Annotated in this window: 19 protein-coding genes and 4 tRNA genes; 5 read left to right on the top strand and 18 right to left on the bottom strand. The window is 68.4% G+C overall.

The annotated features are described in order from the left end of the window. Positions 1–196: 196 nt before the first annotated feature. From D9V36_RS25030 to D9V36_RS24980, 10 genes are all read right to left on the bottom strand, one after another. Positions 197–4096, bottom strand: coding sequence for a DNA-directed RNA polymerase subunit beta' (locus D9V36_RS25030; protein ID WP_129295740.1), 3900 nt, complete (start codon positions 4094–4096; stop codon positions 197–199). A 100-nt stretch (positions 4097–4196) separates the two neighbouring features. After that, a complete protein-coding gene (gene rpoB / locus D9V36_RS25025) occupies positions 4197–7682 on the bottom strand; it encodes a DNA-directed RNA polymerase subunit beta (RefSeq protein ID WP_129295739.1) in 3486 nt (1161 codons plus the stop codon). 627 nt (positions 7683–8309) lie between these two features. Then, entirely contained in the window at positions 8310–8693 is a 384-nt protein-coding gene (rplL, locus tag D9V36_RS25015) for a 50S ribosomal protein L7/L12 (RefSeq protein ID WP_129295738.1), read from the bottom strand. An 84-nt stretch (positions 8694–8777) separates the two neighbouring features. Next, entirely contained in the window at positions 8778–9329 is a 552-nt protein-coding gene (rplJ, locus tag D9V36_RS25010; RefSeq protein WP_129295737.1) for a 50S ribosomal protein L10, read from the bottom strand. 318 nt (positions 9330–9647) lie between these two features. Then, a complete protein-coding gene (locus D9V36_RS25005) occupies positions 9648–10520 on the bottom strand; it encodes a hypothetical protein (protein ID WP_241721023.1) in 873 nt (290 codons plus the stop codon). A 149-nt stretch (positions 10521–10669) separates the two neighbouring features. Beyond that, complete coding sequence (gene rplA, locus D9V36_RS25000; protein ID WP_088798416.1) at positions 10670–11386, bottom strand: 50S ribosomal protein L1; 717 nt, start codon at positions 11384–11386, stop codon at positions 10670–10672. An 82-nt stretch (positions 11387–11468) separates the two neighbouring features. Further along, positions 11469–11903 (bottom strand): 50S ribosomal protein L11, encoded by a 435-nt coding sequence (rplK, locus tag D9V36_RS24995; RefSeq protein WP_030074757.1) that lies wholly within the window; start codon positions 11901–11903, stop codon positions 11469–11471. A gap of 166 nt (positions 11904–12069) precedes the next feature. Further along, on the bottom strand, positions 12070–12936 hold the full coding sequence (nusG, locus tag D9V36_RS24990) for a transcription termination/antitermination protein NusG (protein ID WP_129295736.1): 867 nt from the start codon (positions 12934–12936) through the stop codon (positions 12070–12072). A gap of 73 nt (positions 12937–13009) precedes the next feature. Next, the gene (secE, locus tag D9V36_RS24985; RefSeq protein ID WP_129295735.1) at positions 13010–13306 is read right to left on the bottom strand and encodes a preprotein translocase subunit SecE; all 297 of its coding nucleotides are present in this window, start codon (positions 13304–13306) and stop codon (positions 13010–13012) included. 107 nt (positions 13307–13413) lie between these two features. Beyond that, a tRNA-Trp gene (locus tag D9V36_RS24980) sits at positions 13414–13486 on the bottom strand. Between the two features lie 193 nt (positions 13487–13679). On the opposite strand from D9V36_RS24980, the gene D9V36_RS24975 reads away from it, so the two are divergent. Further along, a complete protein-coding gene (locus D9V36_RS24975) occupies positions 13680–14915 on the top strand; it encodes a pyridoxal phosphate-dependent aminotransferase (RefSeq protein ID WP_129295734.1) in 1236 nt (411 codons plus the stop codon). Between the two features lie 137 nt (positions 14916–15052). Continuing rightward, positions 15053–16096 carry an adenosine deaminase gene (locus tag D9V36_RS24970; RefSeq protein WP_129295733.1) on the top strand — a complete coding sequence of 348 codons (1044 nt, stop codon included), beginning with the start codon at positions 15053–15055 and terminating at the stop codon, positions 16094–16096. Between the two features lie 61 nt (positions 16097–16157). Here D9V36_RS24970 and D9V36_RS24965 read toward each other — a convergent pair whose 3' ends face one another. From D9V36_RS24965 to D9V36_RS24940, 6 genes are all read right to left on the bottom strand, one after another. After that, positions 16158–17213 (bottom strand): UDP-N-acetylmuramate dehydrogenase, encoded by a 1056-nt coding sequence (locus D9V36_RS24965; RefSeq protein ID WP_129295732.1) that lies wholly within the window; start codon positions 17211–17213, stop codon positions 16158–16160. Between the two features lie 61 nt (positions 17214–17274). Next, a complete protein-coding gene (locus tag D9V36_RS24960; protein ID WP_129295731.1) occupies positions 17275–17709 on the bottom strand; it encodes a MaoC family dehydratase in 435 nt (144 codons plus the stop codon). 1 nt (position 17710) lies between these two features. Beyond that, positions 17711–18163, bottom strand: coding sequence for a MaoC family dehydratase N-terminal domain-containing protein (locus tag D9V36_RS24955; protein ID WP_129295730.1), 453 nt, complete (start codon positions 18161–18163; stop codon positions 17711–17713). Between the two features lie 84 nt (positions 18164–18247). Beyond that, positions 18248–18412 carry a 50S ribosomal protein L33 gene (gene rpmG, locus D9V36_RS24950; protein ID WP_006604855.1) on the bottom strand — a complete coding sequence of 55 codons (165 nt, stop codon included), beginning with the start codon at positions 18410–18412 and terminating at the stop codon, positions 18248–18250. A gap of 89 nt (positions 18413–18501) precedes the next feature. Beyond that, positions 18502–18574 (bottom strand) — tRNA-Met (locus tag D9V36_RS24945). A 47-nt stretch (positions 18575–18621) separates the two neighbouring features. Beyond that, positions 18622–18694, bottom strand: a tRNA-Thr gene (locus D9V36_RS24940). Positions 18695–18876: 182 nt separating this feature from the next. On the opposite strand from D9V36_RS24940, the gene D9V36_RS24935 reads away from it, so the two are divergent. After that, entirely contained in the window at positions 18877–20139 is a 1263-nt protein-coding gene (locus tag D9V36_RS24935) for an amidohydrolase family protein (RefSeq protein ID WP_129295729.1), read from the top strand. A 76-nt stretch (positions 20140–20215) separates the two neighbouring features. After that, a complete protein-coding gene (locus tag D9V36_RS24930) occupies positions 20216–20884 on the top strand; it encodes an NAD(P)H-binding protein (protein WP_129295728.1) in 669 nt (222 codons plus the stop codon). A gap of 410 nt (positions 20885–21294) precedes the next feature. Here the strand turns inward: D9V36_RS24930 and D9V36_RS24925 are convergent. Then, positions 21295–21376 (bottom strand) — tRNA-Tyr (locus tag D9V36_RS24925). Positions 21377–21566: 190 nt separating this feature from the next. Between D9V36_RS24925 and D9V36_RS24920 the strand changes: the two genes are divergently transcribed. Then, the gene (locus D9V36_RS24920; RefSeq protein WP_018090929.1) at positions 21567–22055 is read left to right on the top strand and encodes a YajQ family cyclic di-GMP-binding protein; all 489 of its coding nucleotides are present in this window, start codon (positions 21567–21569) and stop codon (positions 22053–22055) included. 144 nt (positions 22056–22199) lie between these two features. Here D9V36_RS24920 and D9V36_RS24915 read toward each other — a convergent pair whose 3' ends face one another. Next, positions 22200–22592 (bottom strand): YccF domain-containing protein, encoded by a 393-nt coding sequence (locus D9V36_RS24915; RefSeq protein ID WP_129295727.1) that lies wholly within the window; start codon positions 22590–22592, stop codon positions 22200–22202. Between the last annotated feature and the right edge of the window lie 120 nt (positions 22593–22712).

Here is a 22712-nt window from a genome sequence, read left to right as displayed (position 1 = left end):
CCGCCCTGCCACGGCTGGAATGCCACTTCGCGAACCTCCCCCGCTCGACGGTTCTCCCCATCTTCTCATCACAGACGCAGCAATGGGCGGCCAAGTTCCCCCGTGCGGCCCCCAACCCGGCGGAAGGGCCGGAGAACGCCGCAGGGCGGCCACCCCGCGAGGGATGGCCGCCCTGTTGCTGTCGTACGGGCCAGGATTACTGGTTGTACGGACCGTAGTCGTAGTCCTCCAGCGGGACCGCCTGGCCGGAGCCGGTGCCGAAGGGCGAGTAGTCGATGTCGTCGTAACCGACGGCCGAGTACATCGCGGCCTTCGCCTCCTCGGTGGGCTCGACCCGGATGTTGCGGTAGCGGGACAGGCCCGTACCGGCCGGGATGAGCTTACCGATGATGACGTTCTCCTTGAGGCCGATCAGGGAGTCCGACTTGGCGTTGATCGCCGCGTCGGTCAGGACCCTGGTCGTCTCCTGGAAGGACGCCGCCGACAGCCACGACTCGGTGGCCAGCGACGCCTTGGTGATACCCATCAGCTGCGGACGGCCGGAGGCCGGGTGGCCACCCTCCGCCACGACCCGACGGTTCTCACCCTCGAACTTCGTGCGCTCCACCAGCTCGCCCGGCAGCAGCTCCGCGTCGCCGGACTCGATGATCGTCACACGGCGCAGCATCTGCCGGATGATGATCTCGATGTGCTTGTCGTGGATCGCCACGCCCTGGCTGTTGTAGACCTTCTGGACCTCGCCGACCAGGTGGACCTGGACGGCACGCTGGCCGAGGATCCGCAGCACGTCGTGCGGGTTGACGGCACCCACGGTCATCGGCTGGCCGACCGTGACGTGGTCGCCCTCGCCCACCAGGAGACGGGCACGCTTGGAGACGCCGTAGGCCATCTCGTCGCTGCCGTCGTCCGGGGTGACGACGACCTTCTTGGTCTTCTCGGTCTCCTCGATCCGGACGCGGCCTGCCGCCTCCGAGATCGGGGCGACGCCCTTGGGCGTACGGGCCTCGAAGAGCTCGACGACACGCGGCAGACCCAGGGTGATGTCGTCACCGGCCACACCACCGGTGTGGAAGGTACGCATCGTCAGCTGGGTGCCGGGCTCACCGATGGACTGGGCGGCGATGATGCCGACCGCCTCACCGATGTCGACCAGCTTGCCGGTGGCCAGCGAACGGCCGTAGCAGAAGGCACAGGTGCCGACCGCGGACTCACAGGTCAGGACCGAGCGGGTCTTGACCTCCTCGACGCCCGCGTTGACCAGCGCGTCGATGAGCACGTCACCGAGGTCGACGTTCGCCGGGGCGACGACCTTGCCGTCGACGACGACATCCTCGGCGAGCATGCGGGCGTAGACGCTGGACTCGACGTCGTCCGCCTTGCGCAGGACACCCGCGGCGTCCTTCGAGGCGATCCGCAGCTTGAGGCCGCGCTCGGTGCCGCAGTCCTCCTCGCGAATGATGACGTCCTGGGAGACGTCGACCAGACGACGGGTGAGGTAACCGGAGTCGGCGGTACGCAGGGCGGTGTCCGCCAGACCCTTACGGGCACCGTGGGTGGAGATGAAGTACTCCAGCACGGACAGACCCTCGCGGAACGAGGCCTTAATGGGACGCGGGATGGTCTCGTTCTTCGCGTTCGACACCAGACCACGCATACCCGCGATCTGCCGCATCTGCATCATGTTTCCTCGGGCACCCGAGTCAACCATCATGAAGATGGGGTTCGTCTTGGGGAAGTTCTCATTCATCGCCTCGGAGACCTCGTTGGTCGCCTTGGTCCAGATGTTGATGAGTTCCTGCGTGCGCTCGTCCTTGGTGATCAGACCGCGCTCGTACTGCTTCTGGACCTTCTCGTCCTGGGCCTCGTAGCCCGCGACGATGGCCTTCTTGGCCTCCGGCACGACGATGTCCGAGACGGCGACGGTGACGCCGGAACGGGTCGCCCAGTGGAAGCCGGCCGCCTTCAGGTTGTCGAGCGTCGCCGCCACGATGACCTTGGGGTAGCGCTCGGCCAGGTCGTTGACGATCGCGGAGAGCTGCTTCTTGCCCACCGAGTAGTCGACGAACGGGTAGTCCTCGGGCAGCAGCTCGTTGAAGAGCGCGCGGCCCAGGGTCGTCCGCAGCCGGAAGCTGTCACCCTGCTGCCACTCGGGCTCGCCCTCCTCCGGAACCGGCGGGGTCCAGCCACGGGGCGGGACGGTGCCGATCGGGAAGCGGATGTCGACCTTCGCCTGCAGCGAGAGCTCACGGGCGTCGAAGGCCATGATCGCCTCGGCGACCGAGCCGAAGGCCCGGCCCTCGCCCTTGACCTCGCGCTCCTCCTCATCCGTGGTGAGGAAGAAGAGGCCGAGCACCATGTCCTGGGTCGGCATGGTGACCGGACGGCCGTCGGCCGGCTTGAGGATGTTGTTCGAGGACAGCATCAGGATGCGGGCCTCGGCCTGGGCCTCCGCGGACAGCGGGAGGTGGACGGCCATCTGGTCACCGTCGAAGTCCGCGTTGAACGCGGTGCAGACGAGCGGGTGGATCTGAATGGCCTTGCCCTCGACCAGCTGCGGCTCGAAGGCCTGGATGCCCAGACGGTGCAGGGTGGGTGCACGGTTCAGCAGCACCGGGTGCTCGGCGATGACCTCTTCGAGCACGTCGTAGACGACCGTGCGGCCGCGCTCGACCATGCGCTTGGCCGACTTGATGTTCTGCGCGTGGTTGAGGTCCACCAGGCGCTTCATCACGAACGGCTTGAAGAGCTCCAGCGCCATGGCCTTGGGCAGACCGCACTGGTGCAGCTTGAGCTGCGGGCCGACGACGATGACGGAACGCGCCGAGTAGTCGACTCGCTTACCGAGCAGGTTCTGACGGAAGCGGCCCTGCTTACCCTTCAGCATGTCGCTGAGGGACTTCAGCGGGCGGTTACCGGGACCGGTGACCGGGCGGCCGCGACGACCGTTGTCGAACAGCGCGTCGACGGCCTCCTGCAGCATCCGCTTCTCGTTGTTCACGATGATCTCGGGCGCGCCGAGGTCGAGAAGCCGCTTGAGGCGGTTGTTGCGGTTGATCACACGGCGGTACAGGTCGTTCAGGTCGGAGGTCGCGAAGCGGCCACCGTCCAGCTGCACCATCGGACGCAGGTCCGGCGGGATCACCGGGATGCAGTCCAGCACCATGCCCTTGGGGCTGTTGCGGGTCTGCAGGAAGGCGGAGACGACCTTGAGGCGCTTGAGCGCACGGGTCTTCTTCTGGCCCTTGCCGGTACGGATGATCTCGCGGAGGCGCTCGGCCTCCTCGTCGAGGTCGAAGGTCTCCAGACGCTTCTGCAGGGCAGCGGCACCCATGGAGCCGTCGAAGTACGTGCCGAAGCGGTCCCGCAGCTCGCGGTAGAGCAGCTCGTCGCCCTCCAGGTCCTGGACCTTGAGGTTCTTGAAGCGGCTCCAGACCTCGTCGAGACGGTCGATCTCGCGCTGCGCACGGTCACGCAGCTGCTTCATCTCGCGCTCGGCACCCTCGCGCACCTTGCGGCGCACGTCCGCCTTGGCGCCCTCGGCCTCCAGCTCGGCCAGGTCGGTCTCGAGCTTCTTGGCGCGGGCCTCCAGGTCGGAGTCGCGGCGCTGCTCGATCTGCTGACGCTCGACGGAGACGTGCGCCTCCAGCGAGGGCAGGTCGCGCGTACGGCGCTCCTCGTCCACCCACGTGATCATGTAGGCGGCGAAGTAGATGACCTTCTCGAGGTCCTTGGGCGCGAGGTCCAGCAGGTAGCCCAGCCGGCTCGGCACGCCCTTGAAGTACCAGATGTGGGTCACGGGAGCGGCAAGCTCGATGTGGCCCATCCGCTCACGCCGCACCTTGGCGCGAGTGACCTCGACGCCGCAGCGCTCGCAGATGATGCCCTTGAAGCGGACGCGCTTGTACTTACCGCAGTAGCACTCCCAGTCCCGGGTCGGACCGAAGATCTTCTCGCAGAAGAGTCCGTCCTTTTCGGGCTTGAGCGTGCGGTAGTTGATGGTCTCGGGCTTCTTGACCTCGCCGTGGCTCCACTGACGGATGTCGTCAGCGGTTGCCAGACCGATCCGGAGCTCATCGAAGAAGTTGACGTCGAGCACTATGCGTCAATCCCTCTCAGGGTTGTAAGTCTTGGGGTCTGAAACGGGGGTCCTGGGGCCGGCCGGGGGAGCCATCGCTGACTCCCCGGCCGGACTCCCGTCAGACCTCTTCGACGCTGCTCGGCTCGCGCCGGGACAGGTCGATGCCGAGCTCCTCCGCTGCGCGGAAGACGTCCTCGTCGGTGTCGCGCATCTCGATGGACATGCCGTCCGAGGACAGCACCTCCACGTTGAGGCACAGGGACTGCATTTCCTTGATGAGCACCTTGAAGGACTCGGGAATGCCGGGCTCGGGGATGTTCTCGCCCTTGACGATGGCCTCGTAGACCTTCACGCGGCCGGTCACGTCGTCGGACTTGATCGTCAGCAGCTCCTGGAGGGCGTATGCGGCGCCGTATGCCTCCAGCGCCCACACCTCCATCTCACCGAACCGCTGGCCACCGAACTGAGCCTTACCACCCAGCGGCTGCTGGGTGATCATCGAGTACGGACCGGTCGAACGCGCGTGGAGCTTGTCGTCGACCAGGTGGTGCAGCTTGAGGATGTACATGTACCCGATCGAGATCGGGTCCGGGAACGGCTCACCGGAGCGGCCGTCGAACAGCCGCGCCTTGCCGGAGCCCTTGACCATCCGCTCGCCGTCGCGGTTGGGGATCGTCGACTCGAAGAGACCGGAGATCTCGTCCTCGCGCGCACCGTCGAACACCGGGGTGGCGACGTTGGAGCCCGGGGCGACCTCGTCGGCGGAAATCGCGTGCAGACGCTTCTTCCACTCCTCCTCGACGCCCTCGACCTTCCAGCCCTGGCTGGCGAGCCAGCCGAGGTGGATCTCCAGGACCTGTCCCGGGTTCATTCGGGACGGGACACCCAGCGGGTTGAGGATGATGTCGACCGGGGTGCCGTCCTCCAGGAACGGCATGTCCTCGACCGGCAGGATCTTCGAGATGACGCCCTTGTTGCCGTGACGGCCGGCGAGCTTGTCACCGTCGGTGATCTTGCGCTTCTGCGCGACGTAGACGCGGACCAGCTGGTTCACGCCCGGGGGCAGCTCGTCGCCCTCTTCGCGGTCGAAGACGCGGACGCCGATGACCTTGCCGATCTCACCGTGCGGCACCTTCAGCGAGGTGTCGCGCACCTCGCGCGCCTTCTCACCGAAGATCGCGCGGAGCAGGCGCTCCTCGGGGGTCAGCTCGGTCTCACCCTTGGGCGTGACCTTGCCGACGAGGATGTCGCCGGCCACGACCTCGGCACCGATACGGATGATGCCGCGCTCGTCGAGGTCGGAGAGGACCTCTTCGGAGACGTTCGGGATGTCCCGGGTGATCTCCTCGGGGCCCAGCTTGGTGTCACGGGCGTCGACCTCGTGCTCCTCGATGTGGATCGAGGAGAGGACGTCGTCCTGCACGAGGCGCTGCGACAGGATGATCGCGTCCTCGTAGTTGTGGCCCTCCCACGGCATGAACGCCACGAGCAGGTTCTTGCCGAGCGCCATCTCGCCTTCGTCCGTGGACGGACCGTCGGCGAGGACCTGGCCCTCGATGACCCGCGCGCCCTCGTCCACGACGACCTTCTGGTTGAAGGAGGTGCCCTGGTTGGAGCGGGTGAACTTGGCGACGCGGTACGTGGTGTACGTGCCGTCGTCGTTGGCGACGGTGATGTAGTCCGCGGAGACCTCCTGGACCACACCGTCCTTCTCCGCCTTGATGACGTCACCGGCGTCGACCGCGCAGCGGTACTCCATGCCGGTGCCGACCAGCGGCGACTCCGCCTTGATCAGCGGGACGGCCTGGCGCATCATGTTCGAGCCCATGAGCGCACGGTTGGCGTCGTCGTGCTCGAGGAACGGGATCATGGCGGTCGCGGCCGACACCATCTGGCGCGGCGAGACGTCCATGAAGTCGACCTCGTCGGCGGGGACCAGGTCGACCTCGCCGCCGCGGCGGCGGACCAGCACACGCTGCTCGGAGAAGCGCATGTCCTCGCTGAGCTTGGCGTTGGCCTGGGCGATCAGGAAGCGGTCCTCCTCATCAGCGGTGAGGTAGTCCACCTCCTCGGTGACCTGGCCGTCGACGACCTTGCGGTAGGGCGTCTCGATGAAGCCGAAGACGTTGACCCGGCCGTAGGAGGCCAGCGAGCCGATCAGACCGATGTTGGGACCTTCGGGGGTCTCGATCGGGCACATGCGGCCGTAGTGCGAGGGGTGCACGTCACGGACGTCCAGGCCGGCCCGCTCACGGGAGAGACCACCCGGGCCCAGCGCCGACAGACGGCGCTTGTGGGTCAGACCCGACAGCGGGTTGGTCTGGTCCATGAACTGGGACAGCTGGCTGGTGCCGAAGAACTCCTTGATGGAGGCGACGACCGGCCGGATGTTGATCAGGGTCTGCGGCGTGATCGCCTCGACGTCCTGGGTGGTCATGCGCTCGCGCACGACGCGCTCCATACGGGCGAGACCCGTACGGACCTGGTTCTGGATGAGCTCGCCGACGTTACGCAGACGACGGTTGCCGAAGTGGTCGATGTCGTCGGTCTCGACGACGATCTCCGTGCCGTTCTCGCCGATCGTCTCGGTCTCGCCGGCGTGCAGCTTGACCAGGTACTTGATCGTGGCGATGACGTCATCGGTGGTCAGCACACCGGCGTCCAGCGGCTCGTCGCCGCCGAGCTTCTTGTTGACCTTGTAGCGGCCGACCTTCGCGAGGTCGTAGCGCTTCGGGTTGAAGTACAGGTTCTCCAGCAGCGTCTGCGCGGCCTCACGCGTGGGGGGCTCGCCCGGACGCAGCTTGCGGTAGATGTCGAGCAGCGCGTCGTCCTGGCCCTGGGTGTGGTCCTTCTCCAGGGTGGCGCGCATCGACTCGTACTCGCCGAACTCCTCGAGGATCTGCTCGGTCGTCCAACCGAGAGCCTTGAGCAGAACGGTCACGGACTGCTTGCGCTTGCGGTCGATGCGCACACCGACCATGTCGCGCTTGTCGATCTCCATCTCCAGCCAGGCACCCCGGGACGGGATGATCTTGGCGGAGAAGATGTCCTTGTCGGACGTCTTGTCGATGGAGCTGTCGAAGTACACGCCCGGCGAGCGCACCAGCTGCGAGACGACGACACGCTCGGTGCCGTTGATGCAGAAGGTGCCCTTGTTCGTCATGAGCGGGAAGTCGCCCATGAAGACCGTCTGGGACTTGATCTCGCCGGTCTCGTTGTTCGTGAACTCAGCGGTGACGAAGAGCGGAGCCGCGTACGTGAAGTCGCGCTCCTTGCACTCGTCGATGGAGTTCTTCGGGGGCTCGAAGCGGTGGTCGCGGAACGTCAGCGACATCGACCCGGAGAAGTCCTCGATCGGGGAGATCTCTTCGAAGATCTCTTCCAGACCGGACTTGGTGGGGACTTCCTGCCCACTCTCCAGCGCAGCCTCGACGCGACCCTTCCATGCGGCATTGCCGAGCAGCCAGTCGAAGCTTTCGGTCTGCAGCGCAAGGAGGTTCGGAACCCCGAGGGGCTCCTTGATCTTCGCAAAAGAGATGCGCAGCGGGGCGGTGCTGTCGCCGTTGTTCGTATTGGCAGTCGAGGCGTTGCGCGAGGCGGCCAAGAGGGGGTCCTTCCGAGGGCTCGGACTCACTACGCGCGTACCGGTCCCGGACCGAACAGACTGAGGGAAAGCCCAGGTCAGGGCAGATCAATCAGCTTTGCTCGGGCTCGGGTATGCCCCTGGTGACGGGCAGGGAGCAGCTAACAGGCAGCGCAAAGGGTCAGTGTAGCCACTTGGCACACTGATGTCCAGAGCGAGTTTCCGGAGACCGGTTCAGCGCCGTGATACCGATCTTCTCCCTCCGGGAGGTCGTGTCCTCCGCACCGGAGGAACTCCTCGTTGTTCTTCTCTACGCCCATTGCCCTGCGCCTGCCGAAAGCCCTGCGCCAGTGGCGCACACCGATGCTTCCCTCTTCGTCGGCGATCCATGCCTCGAACCCTGGATCGCTTCTGCGTCGCGTCCCGAGAATTGCGCGCCGCGTCCGGTTCGTCAAGGCCCCCCACCTCAGGGAGATCGTCACATGGGGGCACGTCCGGGCAACGATGATCACCATACTCGCACGCAGGCGCGAGAGAACGCAGCCGTGGCGAGCACGCCGAAGGGCGACCACCCGCATGGGTGATCGCCCTTGGCTGGTGTCCGTGGCGCCTGCGGCGCCGTGGACGGGAGTCAGAGACTCCGTGGGGTCACTTGACCTCGACGGAGGCGCCGGCGCCCTTGAGGGACTCGGCAGCCTTCTCCGCGGCCTCCTTGGCGACCTTCTCGAGGACCGGCTTCGGGGTGCCGTCGACGAGGTCCTTGGCCTCCTTCAGACCCAGGGAGGTCAGCTCACGCACGACCTTGATGACCTGGATCTTCTTGTCGCCCGCACCGGTGAGGATGACGTCGAACTCGTCCTGCTCCTCGACCTCGGCGGCCGGGGCGCCGGGGACGCCGGCGGCGGCAACGGCGACCGGGGCAGCAGCCTCGACGTCGAACTTGTCCTCGAACGCCTTCACGAACTCGGAGAGCTCGATGAGGGTCATCTCTTCGAACTGCGCGAGCAGGTCTTCCTGGCTGAGCTTCGCCATGGTGGCGGTCCTTCCACTAATTCGGCTGGTGCCGGATGTACATGTCTGGCGGGCGTACTACGGGCCCGCTGGGCGTCCGAGTGGTTACTCGGCAGCCTCGGCGGGAGCCGGCGTACCGGCACCGCCCTGCTCGGCCTTGCTGCGAAGCGCGTCCGCGGTGCGGGCGAACTTCGTGAGCGGGGCCTGGAAGGTCGCCGCGGCCTTGGCCATGGACGCCTTCATGCCACCCGCCAGCTTGGCGAGCAGAACCTCACGGGACTCGAGGTCCGCAAGCTTCTTGATCTCGTCGGCGGACAGCGCCTTGCCGTCAAGGACACCGCCCTTGATGACGAGAGCGGGGTTCTCCTTGGCGAAGTCACGAAGACCCTTCGCCGCCGTGACCGGGTCACCGGTCACGAAGGCGACAGCGGTCGAGCCCTTGAGGTGCTCGTCCAGCTGAATCCCGGCCTCCTTGGCCGCGATCTTGGTCAGCGTGTTCTTCACCACACGGTACTGAGCGTTCTCGCCGAGAGAACGACGCAGCTCCTTGAGCTGCGCCACAGTCAGTCCGGTGTAAGAAGTCACAACAGCTGCGTTGGAGCCACGGAGCTTGTCAGTGATCTCCGCAACTGCTGCGTTCTTGTCAGACGTCGCCATGAGCCTCGGCCTCCTTCCGGGTGATGAGGACCGCGCAGAAGGGGCTGGGCAAAACAAACGCCCCGGCGCAGGCGCACGGGGCGTACTCGACCGGGTCGGATCACGATCCGTCCGGGAGTTCATCCATACACACCTGCGCAGGCCGTCCGCAGCTAGCGGATCCTTCGGCCACCACACGTCCGGGACCGGACGCGCAGAGACAACCAGCGGTCTTTGGCTTCCGGGAAAAGATACGGGAGCGGGATGCGCTCAGGCAAATCGACGTGGACGGGGACATCGCAGGGCCCCGCCCACGCCGTCACGCGTGCGCGGTACCGGTCAGACGCCGGGCGCGGTCGATGTCTGGTCCGCCGGCGGCGGGGACACGTCGACCTTGGTGCCGTAGCCCGTGTAGAACACGGTGGAGTCGCCGGGCTGCTTGCCGTCGAGCTTCTCCCGCTTCTTGACCAGCAGGTTGTCGGAATCGATCCAGACGTCGAGCTGCTCGCTCTTCGCGCCGCCCTGTGCGAACTGCTTGCGCATCATGTCGCGGAGGTCCTTGCCGAGCTTGTCGCTCAGCTGGTCCAGCTTCAGGGTGCCGGTGTAGTGCGTCGCCTGGACGCCGTTGACGTCCTCCTTGCCGACGGCCTTGGCCGAGCCGGAGGCGGCCAGCAGCTCGATCGCCTGGCTCGGGTCGGCCTTCTGCAGCGCCTCCTGGAGCACAGCGCCCGAGCCGCCCAGCTTCTTCGACAGGGCGCTGTAGGGGTACTTCGTCCAGGGCTTGCCGCTGCCACCGGGCAGCGCGGCGCCCATGTTCATGTACACGGCGTCCTCGGCGTAGATCGCCTTGATCGGCTTGAGCGGCTTACCGGAGCTCCCGGCGACGTCCATGGTGTTTTCCACGCTCATCCGCATGCCCTGCGACCAGTCCAGCCCGCCCTTGGTGGACTGCTTCACCTGCTTGCCGGCCATGGTCGAGGTGGTGGAGCCCTCGATCTTCGCGGTCTTCTTGGCCTTGGTGGCCTGCTGGGCGGCCTTCAGCGCGTCCGCCGGATTCTGCGCCGGGTCCGGCTTCCCGCCCGCGTCGCTGCCGCCGGTGCTGCTGCTCCCGCCGCCGGACGCCTTGCCGCCCTCGTTGTTGTCGCAGGCGCTCAGACCGCCCACCAGAATCACGGCACCCGCCACGGCGGCGGCTATACGCGTGCTGCGCATGTGAGGCTCCCCCTTGGATCATGTGTTTCGACCTCGGGGGCGACTGTAGTGCAGGCCACTGACCGCATATGCGTCAGGCCCCGTCTCTCCACCGGGAGAAACGGGGCCTGACGCGTGGATCACGCGCTACGAGGCGTCGATCGGGGAGATCAGACGGCCTCGTCCTCGACGAGGAGGTTGCGGGTGCGGTTGGCGTCCAGCGGGATGCCGGGGCCCATCGTGGTGGTGACGGTCGCCTTCTTGATGTAGCGGCCCTTGGCGGCGGACGGCTTGAGGCGGTTGATCTCCTCGAGCGCCGCGGCGTAGTTCTCCACCAGCTTGGTCTCGTCGAAGGAGACCTTGCCGATGATGAAGTGGAGGTTCGCGTGCTTGTCCACGCGGAACTCGATCTTGCCGCCCTTGATGTCGGTGACAGCCTTGGCGACATCCGGGGTGACGGTGCCGGTCTTCGGGTTCGGCATCAGACCACGCGGACCGAGCACGCGGCCGAGGCGGCCGACCTTGCCCATGAGGTCCGGGGTGGCGACGACGGCGTCGAAGTCCAGACGGCCCTTGGAGACCTCGTCGATCAGTTCGTCCGAGCCGACGATGTCGGCGCCGGCGGCTTCCGCGGCCGCTGCACGGTCACCGGTCGCGAAGACCAGGACCCGGGCGGTCTTACCGGTGCCGTGCGGGAGGTTCACGGTGCCACGGACCATCTGGTCGGCCTTGCGCGGGTCGACACCCAGACGCATGGCAACCTCGACGGTCGCGTCGAACTTGACGGACGCGGTGTCCTTGGCGAGACGGACGGCCTCGAGGGGGGCGTACACGCGCTCCCGGTCGATCTTCGCGTCCGCGTTGCGAAGAGTCTTGCTGCGCTTCACTTCTGCTCCTGGTGCAGTGGGGTGGAGTCGTGGTGCGGACCAGCGCCTGGTCCTGCCACGGGTGGTGCCTGAGGGGCTGGGATCAGCCCTCGACCGTGATGCCCATGGAACGGGCGGTGCCGGCGATGATCTTCTCGGCGGCGTCCAGGTCGTTGGCGTTCAGGTCGGGCATCTTGGTGGTGGCGATGTCACGGACCTGGTCGCGCGTGATCTTGGCGACCTTGGTCTTGTGCGGCTCGCCGGAGCCCTTCTCCACGCCCGCGGCCTTCAGGATGAGCTTCGCGGCCGGCGGGGTCTTGGTGATGAAGGTGAAGGAACGGTCTTCGTAGACCGTGATCTCCACCGGCACGACCATGCCACGCTGCGACTCGGTCGCGGCGTTGTAGGCCTTGCAGAACTCCATGATGTTGACGCCGTGCTGGCCCAGCGCGGGGCCGACCGGCGGGGCCGGGTTTGCGGCGCCGGCGCTGATCTGGAGCTTGATAAGCCCCGTGACCTTCTTCTTCTTGGGAGGCATGCTCTCTCCGGGTCCTAGTGAGAGGTTTCGCCGATCCATCCGGTCATCCGGATGGAGGCATACCGCACCACGATAACGGGTATCGTCGTGCGGCCAAAAACCGAGCAGGTCAGACCGGCTGTGAGCCCGTCTGACCTGGTCGGTTTGGCTGGTGTTCCGGAAGAACCTAGTTCTTCTGGATCTGGTCGAAGCTCAGCTCGACCGGGGTCTCGCGGCCGAAGATCTCGACGAGGCCCTTGACCTTCTTCGAGTCGGCGTTGATCTCGTTGATCGTCGCCTGCAGCGTCGCGAACGGACCGTCGGTGACGGTGACGGAGTCGCCCACCTCGAAGTCCAGCACCTGGACCTCGACCTTGCGCGACGGCGCCGGCTTGCCCTCGGCCGCGGCGGCCTCCTTGGCGGCCTTCTCCTCGGCCTCCGGGGCGAGCATCTTGACGATCTCGTCCAGCGTCAGCGGGTAGGGGTCGTAGGCGTTGCCGACGAAGCCGGTGACGCCCGGGGTGTTGCGGACGACGCCCCAGGACTCGTTCGTCAGGTCCATGCGCACGAGAACGTAGCCGGGGAGCTTGTTCTGGCGGATGGTCTTGCGCTCGCCGTTCTTGATCTGCGCGACCTCTTCCTGCGGCACCTCGGCCTGGAAGATGAAGTCCTCGACGTTCAGCGAGACGGCACGCTGCTCGAGGTTGGTCTTCACGCGGTTCTCGTAACCGGCGTAGGTGTGGATGACGTACCACTCGCCGGGCAGGCCACGGAGCTCGTCACGGAGGGCGGCCACCGGGTCGACCGGCTCCTGCTCCTCGTCCTCGGCGACCTCGACGGCGGCCTCGGCGTCCTCTTCGACGTGCACCGCGGCCTCTTCGGCGGGCTCGCCGGCGGCGGCGTCCTCGGAGTCGAGCTCGTCGACCTCGTCGGCGGCCTCGACGATCTCAAGCGCGGTGTCGTCGCCCTCGACCTCGGCCGAGGCAGCCGCGTCAACGTCGGCCGCTGCCGGCTCTGCGGAGTCGGCGGCGTCGTTCAGGTTCGGGTCAGACACGGTGGCTGCTTCTTCCTGGCTTCAAGGGGTTGAACATGCGAAAGGGGCGCCCGCTGAGGCGCCCTCCGCGGGATCAGCCGAAGACGTACCCGACGACTCGGTTGATTCCCAAGTCAATCACGGTTACGAGACCGATGATGATGACAACGAAGACGATCACCACACTGGTGTACGTCGACAGCTGGCTACGCGTGGGCCAGACAACCTTGCGGAGCTCCGCCACGACCTGGCGGTAGAAGAGCGCGAGGCGCGCGAAGGGGCCCTTCTTGCCGCGCTTGCCGCCACGGCGGGGCTTCTTCTGGGATTCCGCGGCGTCGTCCTCGGAATGACCGCGCTCAGGCATGTCGATGGAGCCCAGGGCGTCCGTCACTCGTCCTCACCTGAATCCGGGTCGTGGCCGTGCCGCGCCCGGTTGAGCCGCACGGCGGTGCATTTCATACGTACGCGTGCACGCACTGCGGTGGAGAGTGCGTGTAGCAGGGCCGGAGGGACTTGAACCCCCAACCGCTGGTTTTGGAGACCAGTGCTCTACCAATTGAGCTACGACCCTTTGTGGTTCCCCCAACCTACCGCATGCGGTCGACTGCACTAAGTGCGTGCGCCGCGGCGGCCTGTTCGGAGCCAACGATCAGCGAGTGTACGTGGTTCGGAGCCAGGCGTCGAACAGGATCCTTTGGGGTCCTCCCGGGTGGCGCCCGCAAACCCGTGCAACGGGCTCCTCAGAGGTCTGCAACGATGCCTGTATGAGCGCTGCAACCCCTTCCGCATCGTCCCCCACCGAACGCCGGGTCTCGGCCCGCGTCGGTTCGATCTCCGAGTCCGCCACCCTCGCCGTCGACGCCAAGGCGAAGGCCCTCAAGGCGGCCGGGCGCCCGGTGATCGGCTTCGGTGCCGGTGAGCCCGACTTCCCCACGCCCGACTACATCGTCGAGGCGGCGATCGAGGCCTGCCGCAACCCGAAGTACCACCGCTACACCCCGGCCGGCGGCCTCCCCGAGCTCAAGACGGCGATCGCCGCGAAGACGCTGCGTGACTCCGGCTACGAGATCGAGGCCGCGAACGTCCTGGTGACGAACGGCGGCAAGCAGGCCATCTACGAGGCGTTCGCCGCGATCCTCGACCCGGGCGACGAGGTCATCGTCCCCGCCCCGTACTGGACCACCTACCCGGAGTCGATCCGGCTCGCGGGCGGTGTCCCGGTCGACGTGGTCGCCGACGAGACCACCGGCTACCGCGTGACCGTCGAGCAGCTGGAGGCGGCCCGTACGGAGCGCACCAAGGTGCTGCTCTTCGTATCGCCGTCGAACCCGACCGGTGCGGTCTACACCCGCGAGCAGGTGGAGGCGGTCGGCCGCTGGGCCGCCGAGCACGGCCTGTGGGTGCTGACCGACGAGATCTACGAGCACCTGGTCTACGGAGACGCCGAGTTCTCGTCGCTGCCGGTGGTCGTGCCGGAGCTGCGCGACAAGTGCATCATCGTCAACGGCGTGGCGAAGACGTACGCGATGACCGGCTGGCGGGTGGGCTGGGCGATCGGCCCCAAGGACGTCATCAAGGCCGCCGCGAACCTCCAGTCGCACGCCACGTCCAATGTCTCCAACGTCGCCCAGGCCGCGGCCATCGCGGCGGTCTCCGGTGATCTGACGGCCGTCGAGGAGATGAAGGTCGCCTTCGACCGCCGCCGCCGCACGATCGTGCGGATGCTCAACGAGATCGACGGCGTGCTGTGCCCGGAGCCGGAGGGCGCGTTCTACGCGTACCCGTCGGTCAAGGAGCTCCTGGGCAAGGAGATCCGCGGCAAGCGCCCGCAGACCAGCGTCGAGCTGGCCGGGCTGATCCTGGAGGAGGCGGAGGTCGCCGTCGTCCCGGGTGAGGCCTTCGGCACCCCCGGCTACCTGCGACTTTCCTACGCGCTGGGCGACGAGGACCTGGTCGAGGGCGTGTCGCGGCTGCAGAAGCTGCTGGCGGAGGCCAAGTAATCAGGCACATCCGAAAATTCGTATGTGCACCGCAGCGGGCGTCCGGAGCCTTCCGGGCGCCCGTTCGCGCGTTCCCTGGGACACCCCTTCGGGAAAGGCCCTACCGGCGCACCGCCCCCATACGGCAAGATCTTGGGATGGAGAGCGTTCGTGCCCGCGGCGGAGCCGCACCTCGAGACCTGCGCCGACTGCCGAAGGCCCATCTGCACCTGCACTTCACCGGTTCGATGCGGTCCGCGACCCTGCTGGAGCTCGCCGACAAGTACGGCGTCCATCTGCCCGAGGCGCTGCGGAGCGGTGAACCGCCCCGGCTGCGGGCCACGGACGAGCGCGGCTGGTTCCGCTTCCAGCGGCTCTACGACATCGCGCGGTCGTGTCTGCGGGAGCCCGAGGACATCCAGCGGCTGGTCCGCGAGGCCGCCGAGGAGGACGTCCGCGACGGGTCGCGCTGGCTGGAGATCCAGGTCGACCCGACCTCGTACGCACCGCGGCTGGGCGGGCTGATCCCGGCCCTGGAGATCATCCTGGACGCGGTGCACGGCGCCTCCCGTGACACCGGGCTCGGTATCCGCGTCGTGGTCGCCGCGAACCGCATGAAGCACCCGCTGGACGCCCGCACGCTGGCGCGCCTCGCGGTGCGCTACGCGGACCGTGGGGTGATCGGTTTCGGGCTGTCCAACGACGAACGCCGCGGTTTCGCCCGGGACTTCGACCGTGCCTTCGCCATCGCCCGGGAGGGCGGACTGCTGGCGGCACCGCACGGCGGCGAGCTGTCCGGGCCGGCCAGCGTCCGGGACTGCCTGGACGATCTGCACGCCGGCCGGGTGGGGCACGGCGTACGGGCCGCGGAGGACCCCGTGCTGCTGCGCCGGCTGGCCTCGCGCGGGGTGACCTGCGAGGTGTGCCCGGCGTCGAATGTGGCACTGGGCGTCTACGAGAAGCCCGAGGACGTACCGCTGCGGGCGCTCTTCGACGCCGGGGTGCCGATGGCGCTGGGCGCGGACGATCCGCTGCTGTTCGGCGCGCGGCTGGCCGCGCAGTACGAGATCGCCCGCACCTCACACGGCTTCACGGACGCCGAACTGGCCGAACTCGCCCGGCAGTCGGTCCGCGGCTCGTGCGCCCCGCAGGACGAACAGCGGCGGCTGCTGGCGGAGATCGACGGCTGGCTGGGCGCATAGCGTCCCCGGGGCGGCTCGGGGCGCCCCGGGGCCTGCGGTGACCGACCCTTCCAACGCCCGCCTAGAGGCTGACGCCGACCGTCACCGGTTCGTTGACGAGCGTGACGCCGAAGGCCGCATGGACACCGTCGCGGACCTCGCGGGCCAGGGCGAGCAGGTCCTCGGTGGTGGCCCTGCCGCGGTTGGTGAGCGCGAGGGTGTGCTTGGTGGAGATACGGGCCGGGCCACTGCCGTAGCCCTTGGTGAAGCCGGCCCGGTCGATGAGCCAGGCGGCGGAGGTCTTCACCAGGCCGTCGCCGGCCGGGAAGGCGGGCGGGGCGGTGTCCGGGCCGAGGCGGTCCTGGACGCGCCGCAGGAAGACCTCGTGCTCGGCCTCGGTGAGGATCGGGTTGGTGAAGAAGGAGCCGGCCGACCAGGTGTCGTGGTCCTCGGCGTCCAGCACCATGCCCTTGCCGGCACGCAGCGCCAGAACGGTCTGACGGGCGACGGCGGCCGGGACCCGGTCTCCGGCCTCGACACCGAGGGCACGGGCCGTCTCGGGGTACTTCAGGGGCGCGGAGAGGCCGCCGGCGTTCTCCAGGGCGAAGCGCACCCGCAGCACCACGAACCGGTCGGGATGCTCCTTGAAGCGGCTGTGGCGGTACGAGAAGCCGCACTCCGCGTTCGGGATCGTGACGGTCTCGCCGGCGCGGCGGTCGTAGGCGACGACCTCGGTGATAGTGGCGGAGACCTCCTGGCCGTACGCGCCCACGTTCTGGATCGGGGTGGCGCCCGCCGAGCCGGGGATGCCGGCCAGGCACTCCACACCGGCCAGTCCGGCCTCGACCGTACGGGCGACCGCGTCGGACCAGTTCTCGCCGGCGGCGAGGGTGAGGTCCGTGCCGTCGAGCGCGAAGCCGCGGGTGGCGATGCGCAGGGCCGTGCCGTCGAAGCCCTTGTCGCCGATCACGAGGTTGCTGCCGCCGCCGATGATCAGCAGCGGGGTGCCGGCTTCGTCGGCCGCACGGACCGTCTCGATCACCTCGTCGTCGGTGGTGGCCGTGACGAGGCGGGTGGCCGGTCCGCCGAGGCGGAAGGTGGTCAGCGGGGCGAGGGGCGCGTCGTGGAGTTCCTGCACGCGCCCAAGGGTACGGGGACGGTCCGGCGATGCCCGGCCGGCCGCCCCCGCAAGGGGCCGCTCAGGCGAGACGGACCACGGCGCGGGACATGCCCAGCACCTTCTGGCCCGCGCTCACCGCGGTGAGGTCGACCCGGACCGTACGGGCGTCGTCGTCCAGCTTGGCGGCGACCTTGGCGGTGACCTCGATCAGCGCACCGGTCTCGTCGTTGGGGACGACGACGGGCTTGGTGAAGCGCACGCCGTACTCGGCGACCGCACCCGGGTCGCCGGCCCAGTCGGTGACCACCCGGATCGCCTCGGCCATGGTGAACATGCCGTGGGCGATGACGTCCGGCAGCCCGACCTCCTTGGCGAACTTCTCGTTCCAGTGGATCGGGTTGAAGTCGCCGGAGGCGCCCGCGTACCGGACGAGCGTGGCGCGGCTCACGGGGAAGGTCTGCGCCGGGAGTTCGGTGCCGACCTCGACCTCGTCGTAAGAAATCGTGGCGGTCATCTCAGGCCTCCTTCGCGGCGCGGGCCACCAGCTTGGTGATGGCGGTCACGACGTGTTCGCCCGCCTCGTCGTGCACCTCACCGCGGATGTCGATGATGTCGTTGCCCGCCATGGACTTGATGGCCTCGATGGTGGAGGTGACGCTCAGCCGGTCCCCGCTGCGTACCGGCCGGGTGTAGGCGAACTTCTGGTCGCCGTGCACCACCCGGCTGTAGTCCAGACCCAGTTGCGGATCCTCGATGACCTGACCCGCGGCCTGGAAAGTGATCGCGAACACAAAAGTCGGCGGCGCGATCACATCGGAGTACCCGAGCGCCTTGGCGGCTTCGGCATCCGTGTAGGCGGGATTGGTGTCGCCGATCGCCTCGGCGAATTCGCGGATCTTTTCCCGGCCGACCTCGTACGGGTCGGTGGGCGGGTACGTGCGTCCGACAAAAGACTGGTCGAGCGCCATGGGCTCGCAACCTCCCTGTACTGATGGTGACAACGCCGTGAGGCCGCCCCCACGAATGGGGACGGCCTCACGGACGAGCCTGTGTTATCGCGTCTCGCGGTGCGCGGTGTGCGAGTTGCAACGGGGGCAGTGCTTCTTCATCTCAAGACGGTCCGGGTCGTTACGCCGGTTCTTCTTGGTGATGTAGTTCCGCTCCTTGCACTCCACGCAGGCCAGCGTGATCTTCGGGCGGACGTCGGTGGCAGCCACGTGAGTGCTCCTTGGACGGACGGGTGGTCGGATTAACGCATAAAAGAGTAGCCGATCGGAGGACCGACCCCACAATCGGCTACTGTCAGTAGCGGTGACCGGACTTGAACCGGTGACACAGCGATTATGAGCCGCTTGCTCTACCGACTGAGCTACACCGCTGTGATGTAAGAGTCCCCCGCCCGAAGGCGAGGTACCTCACACATCAGAGCCCCAATACGGAATCGAACCGTAGACCTTCTCCTTACCATGGAGACGCTCTGCCGACTGAGCTATTGGGGCGAGCGATGAAGACATTACACGGCCCGCCGCCAAACGTGAAATCCGTATCCGGGCCGTGCCCCAACGGCCCCGCGCACCACACCGGTACGACTATTCCGCGCCTGCGCGAAGCTCTCCCGGCAGCGCCCTAGGCTCGGAAGAACGCTGCGTGATCTTGCACGCCGGTGGCTTCGAGGAGCGCGATGTCCGACAGCAGTTCGCCGCAGCCCCAGCCGGGAAAGCCCGGCGGCGCCGGCCGCTACGCCGGGTCGGACAGCGGTGCGCTGGTGCTGTGCGGGGCCCGGCTCGCCGACGGTCGGACGGTGGACGTACGGCTCGGCGGCGGGTGCATCGAGGCCGTCGGGACGGCCGGCAGCCTCGCCCCGCAGGGCGCCCGCGTCGACCTCGCCGGCTATCTCCTGCTCCCCGCCCCCGCCGAACCCCATGCGCACTGCGACACCGCCCTGACGGCGGACGCCGACGGCCCCGCCTCCGGGTCCCCCGAGGACGTCCAGCGGCGGACGACCGAGGCCGCGCTGCTGCAGCTGGGGCACGGCGCCACCGCTTCGCGCAGTCACGTCCGGATCGGCGACGTACAGGGCCTGCGTTCGCTGGAGGCGGTGCTGCAGGCCCGCCGGTCGCTGCGCGGGCTGGCCGACCTGGCGGCGGTCGCGGTGCCGCGGGTGCTGACCGGGGTGGCCGGGGCGGACGGGCTGGCGATGCTGCGGGACGCCGTGAAGATGGGCGCCGGGGTCATCGGCGGCTGCCCGGATCTCGACCCCGACCCGGCCGGGTATGTCGAAACGGTCCTGGAGCTGGCCGGGGAGCACGGCTGCCCGGTGGATCTGCACACCGACGGCGACGATCCGGCACGGCTGGCACGGTTCGCGGCGATGTCCGGCGGACTGCGCCCTGGTGTCGCCCTCGGGCCGTGCGCGGGGATGGCCCGGATGCCGCGGAGTGTGGCGGCGCGGGTCGCCGAGCAGCTGGCGGCCGCCGGGGTCGCCGTCGTCTGTCTGCCGCAGGGCGACTGCACGGGGCTGGAGCGGTACGGCTCACGGGTGTCGCGGCCGGCGCCCGTACGGCTGCTGCGGGCGGCCGGGGTGCGGGTGGCGGCGGGCAGTGGGGCGCTGCGGGACATGGCGAACCCGGTCGGACGGGGCGACCCGCTGGAGGCGGCCTATCTCCTGGCTTCCCTGGGGGAGGCCACGCCGGATGCGGCGTACGAGACCGTGAGTTCGGCGGCGCGGGCGACGCTGGGCCTGCCCGAGGTGCGGGTCGAGGCGGGCTTCCCCGCGGAACTGCTGGCGGTGCGCGGCGAGCGGATCGCCGGGGTGCTCTCGCTGGCCTACAGCCGGATCGTGATCCACCGCGGGCGGGTGGTCGCCCGTACCAGCGCGGTGCGGGAGTACTGCGACTCGGCGGCGGAGGTGGCGCTGGAGCTGCCCCGGCAGTCGCAGCGCTGAGCCACGGCGGCGAGAAGCCCCCGGCCCCCGGCCGGTCCCGCACGGTGCGACGGGCCTTCGGCGTACGGTCGGGATCATGCGCATTGTCATCGCAGGTGGACATGGTCAGATCGCGCTGCGGCTGGAGCGGTTGCTCGCCGGGCGCGGGGACGAGGTCGCGGGCATCGTCCGCCGGCCGGAGCAGGCCGGCGATTTGCTGGCCGCGGGCGCCGAGCCGGTGGTCTGCGACCTGGAGTCGGCGTCGGTGGAGGATGTCGCCCGGCACATGGAGGGCGCCGACGCGGCCGTCTTCGCGGCGGGTGCGGGGCCGGGCAGCGGCACCGAACGCAAGGAGACGGTGGACCGCGGCGCGGCCCGGCTCTTCGCGGACGCGGCCGAGGCGGCGGGCGTACGGCGCTTCCTCGTCATCTCGTCCATGGGCGCGGACCGCGAGCCGCCGGAGGGCACAGAACCGGTCTTCGCCGCCTACCTGCGGGCCAAGGCCGCAGCCGACGCGGACATCCGGTCCCGGGCCGGCCTGGACTGGACGATCCTGCGGCCCGGCCGGCTGACGAACGACCCCGGCCCCGGCCGGGTGACACTGGCCGACGCGACCGGCCGCGGCCCCGTCCCCCGCGACGACGTCGCCGCCACCCTGATGGCACTCCTCGACGAACCGGGCACGATCGGCAAGACGTTGGAGCTGATCGCCGGGGATGTACCGGTGGTGGACGCGGTGCGGGCGGTGTCGGCGGCGCAGCGGTAGGGCGCCTGCCGGAGCCTGAAGGGCATACCGGGGCCCGTCCCGGCCCGTCTCGCCCCGGCCCGCCGGTGCGGGGCTGGGCTGAGCGGGGCAGGGCTGGGCTGGGCTGAGCGGGGCAGGGCTGGGCTGGGCTGGTGTTCGCTGCTGAGCGGCTTGCGCCGCGGGCGCCGGCCCACGGCTGTTGTGGCGCCCTGTCAGCTGTTGTGGTCCCCTGTCGGCCGAGCGAAGGAAGCGTGCGGACCGTGACCAAGCCCACCCGCCCCGGAAGTCCAGGCGGCCGGCTTCGCCTCGACTGGTTCCCGCCGTACGGCAGCTGACCGACCTGGCGGGTGGCGGTCCGGCCGCGCCCGACGGCGCATGCCAAAGGGCCCCTGGTCTGCGGTGATCGCAGACCAGGGGCCCTTTGTTCCCTGTGGCGGCGCCAGGATTCGAACCTGGGAAGGCTGAGCCGGCAGATTTACAGTCTGCTCCCTTTGGCCGCTCGGGCACACCGCCTGGGTTTGCTGCCGGGAGAGCCGCTGTGGGGCGGTGCTCCGTGGCAACGACGTAAACCATACCCGATGGCTGGGGGTGGTTCGCCACTCGATTCGGGAGCGCTGGATCTTGGCCGGGTGGCTAGGCTTGGCAGGCGGGCCCGGGAAGGGCCGCAGCCCTGACGGATCTACGTACGAGGAGCCAACTCAACATGGCCGACTCCAGTTTCGACATCGTCTCGAAGGTAGAGCGGCAGGAGGTCGACAACGCCCTCAACCAGGCCGCCAAGGAGATCTCGCAGCGCTACGACTTCAAGGGCGTGGGCGCGTCGATCGAGTGGTCGGGCGAGAAGATCGAGATGCGGGCCAACGCCGAGGAGCGGGTGAAGGCCGTGCTCGACATCTTCCAGTCCAAGCTGGTCAAGCGCGGGATCTCGCTGAAGGCGCTGGACGCCGGTGAGCCGCAGGCCTCGGGCAAGGAGTACAAGATCTTCGCCTCGATCGAGGAGGGGATCTCGCAGGACAACGCCAAGAAGGTCGCCAAGATCATCCGCGATGAGGGCCCGAAGGGCGTCAAGGCGCAGGTGCAGGGCGACGAGCTGCGGGTCAGCTCGAAGAGCCGGGACGACCTGCAGGCGGTGCAGCAGCTGCTCAAGGGCAAGGACCTGGACTTCGCCCTGCAGTTCGTGAACTACCGGTAAGCAGCCCGGCTTTCGGGTGCCACGGGATGGGGCGGCGCGCTTCGGCGTGCCGCCCCACCGGTGTGTCGGGGCGGCACCACGAGGAGCGGGCGGCGGGGCGCGAGGGTCGCCCAGGGGCGCGGCCGGCAGGCGCTCAGCGGGCCGTCAGCGGGCGGCGAACGGCTCGTCGGTGGAGACGATGTCGCGGCCCAGGGGCATCAGGGAAATCGGGATCATCTTGAAGTTGGCGATGCCGAAGGGGATACCGATGATCGTCACGCACAGGGCGATGCCGGTGATGATGTGGCCCAGGGCCAGCCACCAGCCCGCGAAGATGATCCAGATGACATTGCCGATCGCCGATCCGGCGCCGGCGTCGTCGCGTACGACGGCCGTCCGGCCGAAGGGCCACAGGGCGTAGCCCGCGATCCGGAACGACGCGATGCCGAACGGGATGGTGATGATCAGGACGCAGCAGATGATGCCCGCGAAGACGTAGCCGAGCGCGAGCCAGAAGCCGCTGAGGACCAGCCAGAGGACGTTGAGGATGAACTTCATGATCAGCAGCCTTCCACGGGCACGGCGGAGAATGTACTTGCCGTGCTAGACGCGCCGAGCCCGGCGAATCGTTGCGTTCATGATGCGCCGGGTGCCTGCTGACGGCCACCGGTCCCGGCG

This window comes from Streptomyces lydicus, assembly GCF_004125265.1.
GTDB classification, from domain to species: domain Bacteria; phylum Actinomycetota; class Actinomycetes; order Streptomycetales; family Streptomycetaceae; genus Streptomyces; species Streptomyces lydicus_C.
This window is presented reverse-complemented; position numbering and strand designations above follow the sequence as displayed.